7 protein-coding genes and 1 tRNA gene are annotated in these 6,180 nt (G+C 68.2%); all 8 read right to left on the bottom strand.

The window, feature by feature from the left end; translation table 11 throughout:
* Positions 1–36 precede the first annotated feature (36 nt).
* The 8 genes from mnhG to ACESL7_RS11720 all read right to left on the bottom strand — a co-directional run bounded on the left by mnhG (position 37) and on the right by ACESL7_RS11720 (position 6,159).
* On the bottom strand, positions 37–366 hold the full coding sequence (gene mnhG, locus ACESL7_RS11755; RefSeq protein ID WP_372893512.1) for a monovalent cation/H(+) antiporter subunit G: 330 nt from the start codon (positions 364–366) through the stop codon (positions 37–39).
* Entirely contained in the window at positions 366–689 is a 324-nt protein-coding gene (locus tag ACESL7_RS11750) for an MrpF/PhaF family protein (RefSeq protein ID WP_372893511.1), read from the bottom strand. The genes mnhG and ACESL7_RS11750 overlap by 1 nt, the downstream gene beginning before the upstream one ends.
* 4 nt (positions 690–693) lie before the next feature.
* Positions 694–1,170 carry a Na+/H+ antiporter subunit E gene (locus tag ACESL7_RS11745; protein WP_372893510.1) on the bottom strand — a complete coding sequence of 159 codons (477 nt, stop codon included), beginning with the start codon at positions 1,168–1,170 and terminating at the stop codon, positions 694–696.
* The gene (locus ACESL7_RS11740; RefSeq protein ID WP_372893509.1) at positions 1,167–2,705 is read right to left on the bottom strand and encodes a Na+/H+ antiporter subunit D; all 1,539 of its coding nucleotides are present in this window, start codon (positions 2,703–2,705) and stop codon (positions 1,167–1,169) included. Before ACESL7_RS11740 ends, ACESL7_RS11745 begins: the two co-directional genes overlap by 4 nt.
* On the bottom strand, positions 2,702–3,067 hold the full coding sequence (locus ACESL7_RS11735; protein ID WP_372893508.1) for a Na+/H+ antiporter subunit C: 366 nt from the start codon (positions 3,065–3,067) through the stop codon (positions 2,702–2,704). Before ACESL7_RS11735 ends, ACESL7_RS11740 begins: the two co-directional genes overlap by 4 nt.
* Positions 3,067–3,489, bottom strand: a complete 423-nt coding sequence (locus ACESL7_RS11730; RefSeq protein WP_372893507.1) for a Na+/H+ antiporter subunit B — start codon at positions 3,487–3,489, stop codon at positions 3,067–3,069. The genes ACESL7_RS11735 and ACESL7_RS11730 overlap by 1 nt, the downstream gene beginning before the upstream one ends.
* 1 nt (position 3,490) lies before the next feature.
* Entirely contained in the window at positions 3,491–5,788 is a 2,298-nt protein-coding gene (locus ACESL7_RS11725; RefSeq protein WP_372893506.1) for a putative monovalent cation/H+ antiporter subunit A, read from the bottom strand.
* Positions 5,789–6,082: 294 nt separating this feature from the next.
* Positions 6,083–6,159 (bottom strand) — tRNA-Arg (locus tag ACESL7_RS11720).
* Positions 6,160–6,180: the final 21 nt, after the last annotated feature.

Genomic DNA, 6,180 nt, shown 5'->3' with positions numbered 1-6,180 from the left:
CGTGACGGGTCCCCTGCCGGGGCCAGACCGCAGCGCTTACCGCTTCAGCGAGCGTTCCGCCTCTGCATCGATCTTCGTGTTCCAGAGCGTCTCGCCGGAACGGAAGGCGGCGCGGCCGATCATGTGCGCGGCCACGGGCGCGGTGATCAGGAGGAAGAGGATCGTCGCCACGGCGCGCGTGATGGTCGCGGTATCCCCGAAGTGCACGGCCACCCCCACGAGGATGAGGCCGGAGCCCAGCGTCCCCGCCTTGGTGGAGGCGTGCATCCGGATCAGCACGTCGGGCAGGCGCAGAACCCCGAGGCCCGCCACGAAGCAGAAGAAGCCGCCCAGCAGCACCAGCACGGCAATCACGATCTCGCCCATCAGCGGTCCTCCCCGGGCCCGGTTTCCGCGTCCTCGTCCCGCGCGTGCGAGTCGCGGTTGACCCTGCGCTCGACGAAACGCGCCAGCGCCACCGTGGCCAGAAAGCCCACGAGCGCCAGCACGATCGCGACGTCGACGAAGGCCGAATCCCCCGCCCGGATCGCGTAGAGCCCGCAGAAGGAGACGATCAGGACGTTCATCATGTCGAGCGCCACGACCCGGTTCGGAAGGCTCGGCCCCTTGACGAGCCGGACGAAGGCGAAGGCGACGCCCAGCACCACCATGAAGAAGGAGACGTTGATGGCGGCTTGCAGGAAATCCATGGCGTTACTCCATCGCGTCCATGACCCAGCGCTCCATCCCGCCCTTGAGCTGCGCGCGGATGGCGTCGGGATCGTCGGCGAACATCGCGTGGATGAAGAGCGTCTTGCGGTCGTCCGTCACGTCGAGCGAGAGCGTCCCCGGCGTCAGCGAGATCAGGTTCGTCACGAGGAGCACGCCCATCTCGTCCTCGACGTCGAGCGGCATGGCGATGACGCCCGGCCGCGCCTTGGTGCTCGGCGTGATCACGTCCCAGACCACGGCGATCGAACTGACGACGAGTTCGTAGAGGAAGAGAACGCAGAGCTTGCCCCAATACCACCCCCGCAGGAAATAATCGTCGCACCCCGGAAAGAGTGGCTTGGCGACGTAGAGCGCCGCGGTGCCGATCACGAACCCAACGGCAAGGCCGCCGAGCGTGAAATTGCCGGTGAGCGCCGCCCAGGCGACGGCGAGTGCGATATTCAGCGCGAAGAGGTTCATTCGCCGCCCTCCATGTCCGCGGCCCCCGTGGCCCCCCCCTCCGCTTCGCCGAGAACGGCCGCGACATAGGCGGCGGGGTCGAGCAGTTGCTCGGCCGAGCGTTCCGCGAAGACCACGAAGGGCTCGGGGTAGAAACCGATCACGCAGGTCAGCGCCGCGAGCGACGCGATCGGCACCAGAAGCGCCATCCGCTCGGCCGGAGGCAGTTGCGAGAGCTTCGGGGCGTGCCCCGCCGGGTGCGGCTTCCAGAAGGCCGCGCCCCAGATCTTCGTCATCGAGTAGATCGTCAGCAGCCCGACGACCAGCGCCACCGCCGCGACCCAGTAGCTTCCCGCGTCGAGGGAGGCCTTCACGAGAACGTATTTCGCCCAGAAGCCCGAAAGCGGCGGGAAGCCGGCGAGCGAGAAGGCCGGGATCAGGAACAGAAGCCCGAGAAGCGGCGCGGTCTTGTAAAGGCCACCGATCGCGTCGAGGTCCGTGGAGCCCGCGATGCGCCTCGCCACGCCCGCCACGAGGAAGAGGTTCGCCTTCACGATGATGTGGTGGACGATGTAGAAGACCGCCCCCACGATCGCCAGCGGCGTGAAGAGCGCCAGCCCGAGGATCATGTAGCCGATCTGGCTGACGATGTGGAACGACAGGATGCGCCGGAAATCGTTCATCGCCGCCGCGCCGAGGACGCCCGTGATCATCGTCAGCGCCGCGACCCAGAGCAGGATGGTGTGCGTATAGGCCACGTCGGTCGTGAAGATCAGCGTGAAGACCCGGACGAGCGCGTAGACCCCCACCTTGGTCAGCAGCCCCGCGAAGATCGCCGAGACCGAGAAGGCCGGCGTGTGATAGGAGGCCGGCAGCCAGAAGAAGAGCGGAAAGACCGCGGCCTTCACCCCGAAGGCGACCATGAACATGATCGCCACCGCCACCAGCAGGCCGGGGTTCCGGACCTCCTGCACCGCGCCGTGCAGGTCGGCCATGTTGAGCGTGCCGGTCATCCCGTAGAGCAGCCCGACCGCGGACAGGAAAAGGATCGTCGAGACGAGGTTCAGCGTGACGTACTTGACGCCGCCGTCGAGCTGCTCGCGCCGGCCGCCGAGGATCAGGAGGCCGAAGGAGGCGATCAGCATCACCTCGAACCAGACGTAGAGGTTGAAGATGTCGCCGGTCAGGAACGCCCCGCAGACGCCGGCGAGCAGCACCTGAAAGAGCGCGTGAAAGCCCAGCGCCTCGTTGCGGGTGTCCACGTCGGCGAGCGCGTAGACCGCGACGGCGAGACCGGTGATCCCCGTGATCACCACCATGACCGCCGACAGGAGATCTGCCACCAGCGTGATGCCGAAGGGCGCGGCCCAGCCGCCCATCTGCGCTGCGACGACACCGTTTTCCCAGACCTCGGCCATGAGAAACAGGGAGGCGATCAGCAAGCCGGCCGCGCCGATCACCGACAGCCACCGGCCCTCCGTTCCCCTCCGGAACAGGAAGGCGAGGACCGCCGCGACGAAGGGGATGATGATCGGGCTTGCGAGGATCCAGCTCACGACCGGTCCTCCGTCCGCGGCTCGGCCAGACGCATTTCATCGGAATTGAGCGTGCCGAGGGTCTGATACGTCCGGTAGACAAGCGTCAGCGCGAAGGCGAAGAGCCCGAAGCCGATCACGATCGCCGTCAGGACCAGAGCCTGCGGGAGCGCGTTGGCGACCTGCCCCACCGGCGCGTCGGCGCCCTCCGGGATCAGCGGCGGCGACTCCGCCGTCAGGCGCCCCGAGACGAAGATCGTCAGGTTCGCCGCGTTCGAGATCAGGATCAGCCCGAAGATGAAGCGCAGCACGTTGCGCGCCAGCATCAGATGCACCGACGCCGCGACCATGACGCCGACCATGACGGCGACCAGAAGCTCCATCAGACCTCCTCCTCGAGGGCCAGAACGAGGGTCAGGATCGACCCGAAGACAACGAGATAGACGCCGATGTCGAAGACGAGGACCGAGCTGATCGGCAGGCCCTTGTCGTCCTCCGTGGCGCCGAGAAAGAGCCACTGGCCCGTGAAGAAGGCGTCTCCGAAGATCGCCGCGGAGACGCCCGCCGCGAGCGCGATGCCGAGGCCGACCATGGCGATGCTCTGCGGTTCGGCGCGCAGCGCGGCGCGCGTGGCCTCCGTGCCGTGGGCGATGGCGTAGAGCACGAAGCCCGTCGCCCCCGTCAGCCCGCCGATGAAGCCGCCGCCGGGCAGGTTGTGCCCGCGCAGCAGCATGTAGACCGAAAAGAGGATCAGCAGCGACACGAGAAGCCGCGTCGCGGCGTTGAGGATCACGGAGTTCATCATCTCACTCGCCCTCCCCCTCGGCGGCGCGCCGGCCGCGCGTGCCCCGCAGGAGCGCGAAGGCCGCCAGCGCCGCGATCACCACGACCGCGATCTCGCCGAAGGTATCGAGCGCGCGGAAGTCCACGAGGATCACGTTGACGATGTTGCGGCCATAGGCCTCGGGCCAGCTCGCCGCCTCGAAGTAATCCGTCAGGCGCCGGTCGATGTCGCCCTGCAGGACGGCGATCAGAACCAGCGTGACGAGGCCGCCCACCGCCACCGCGAGCGCGGCGTGCCAGGGTCGACGCGCCTCCGTCCGCAGGCCGAGCGTCGGCAGTTTCAGCATGGCGACCGCGACGAGCACGATGGTCAGCGTCTCGACGAGAAGCTGCGTGATCGCCACGTCCGGGGCCGAGAACATGATGAAGATGAGCGCGACGCCCACCCCGACGACGCCCAGGGCCGCGACCGCGGTCATCCGGCTCGAGGTGCAGGCGGCGAGCAGCGCGCCGGCGCAGATGAAGCCGACGATCGCGAACTGCGTGAACTGCAGCGTGTCCAGCTCCCCGGCAAGGTCGAGGTCGATGGGCGAGAGCACGTCCTTGGCCCAGAACGTGGCCAGCAGCCCCACCGCCAGCGTGCCGAGGATCGTGACCATGTAGCGCTGCAGAACCCCCGACTGCAGGATGCCCGTCTGCCACGCGGCGAGCGCCTTCAGACCGTCGAGCACCCGGTCCCACGCGGGGTCGAAGCGGATCGGGCTGATCTCGATCGCGCGGGCCATCACCGCGCGCAGGCGCCGGTGGGCGAGGTAGAGCACCAGCCCCGCCGCGAAGGTCGCCAGCGACAGCAGGAACGCCGCGTTCACTTCCCGGAAGAGGTAGAGGTCCACCTTCGTCTCCGCGCCGTAGACCGCCCATGTCGCCGGCGCGACGAGCCACGTCTCGGCAAGACCCGAGGACAGCCCGAACAGCAGGCCGAGCGCGCCCAGCGTCAGCGGGCCGATCCACATCGCCGCCGGCCCCTCGTGCGTCGCGGAGAGCCGGTCGGGCAGCCGCCCGAGGAAGGGCCGCGCGACCGAGATGCCGGCGGCCACGAACATCAGGACCGAGGCCGCGAAGATCGTGCCCGTCACCCAGAGCTGGCCCGTGTCGAGCGCGAGACCCGCCTTGTAGAGGAACTCCTTCCCGATGAAGCCGATCAGCGGCGGAATGCCCGCCATCGAGATCGCGGCGAGCGCGCCGGCGAGGAAGGTCACCGGCATCTTCCGGGCGAGGCCGCGCAGCTCCTCGACCTCGCGGGTGCCCGTCTCGTGGTCGACGAGCCCGATCATCAGGAAGAGCGCCGCCTTGTAGAGCGAATGCACCACGAGGAAGATCATCGCCGCCTTGATCGCGTCCGACGTCCCCGCCCCGATGAAGAGCGTAAGCGCGCCGAGCGCCATCAGCGTCGTGTAGGCCAGCACCTGCTTGATGTCCGTCTGCCGCACGGCGAGGAGGCTCGCGAAGACGGTGGTAAAGCCGCCCGCGATCACCAGCGCCCAGAACCACGGCTCCGTCCCGCCGAGCGCAGGGTTCATCCGGGCCAGCAGGAAGACGCCCGCCTTCACCATGGTCGCCGAGTGCAGGTAGGCCGAAACCGGCGTCGGCGCGGCCATCGCGTTCGGCAGCCAGAAGTGGAAGGGGAACTGCGCCGACTTGGTGAAGGCCCCCGCGAGGAACAGGATCAGGATCGGCAGATAGAGCGGGTCCGCCCGGATCTCGTCGCCCATCCCGAGGATCACGGAAAGCTCGAAGGAGCCCGCGACAGTGCCCAGCAGGATCATGCCGGCGAGCAGCGCGAGGCCCCCGGTCGCCGTCAGCAGGAGCGCCTGCAGCGCCGACCGCCGCGACTTCGCGCTGTCGCTGTCGAAGCCGATCAGCAGATAGGAGGAAATCGTCGTGATCTCCCAGAAGACGAAGAGCGCGATCAGGTTGTCGGCCAGCACCAGCCCCAGCATGCCCGCCATGAAGAGCAGCAGGAACAGGACGAAACGGGGATATTCCGGATGCCGGCCGAGGTACTGCGTCGAATAGAGCGTGACCAGCGCACCGATACCGGAAATCAGGAGCGCGAAGGTCAGGCTCAGCCCGTCGATCAGGAACGACAGGCGCACCTCCATGCTCGGAACCCAGTCGACGCCGATCAGGACGGTCTCGCCGGCCGCGACAGGCGCGAGGAACTGCGTCAGCCAGGCGAAGATTGCGGCCGGAATCAGGACCGAAATCCACCCTGCCGCGCCGCCGTAGACGCGCGGCACTTCCCCTGCGGTTGTCGCCACCCTGCTCTTCCCTGTCCCTGCGTCGTTCGCCGCCATATGACGCGCCCGGTCCCCGCGATCAAGACCCGCGGCGCCGGCATGCGGTCGCATCCCGCAGGACGGCACAAGGATTCATCGCCTGTCCCGCGAGCGGGCTGCCCCATCCACGTGTCGCTGACGCTCCGACAAGCCGTGCGGCGGCAAACATGGCGCCGATGGCGCGAGCTGCCACCATCCTGACGAAGGGTTCTGGATGTCCCGGGAAAGCCCGCCGCGTCGACCATTTCCGGATCGAGAGGAGGGGCATGGCGGCCGTGGCGGTCCCGACAGGATTCGAACCTGTGACCTCGCGCTTCGGAGGCGCGCGCTCTATCCGGCTGAGCTACGGGACCGGCACCGCTCCCTTAGCGCCG

The organism is Rhodosalinus sp. (genome assembly GCF_041685465.1).
Taxonomy (GTDB): domain Bacteria; phylum Pseudomonadota; class Alphaproteobacteria; order Rhodobacterales; family Rhodobacteraceae; genus Rhodosalinus.
Note: the sequence above shows the minus strand (reverse complement) of the source record. Positions and strands in the feature narration are given on the sequence as shown.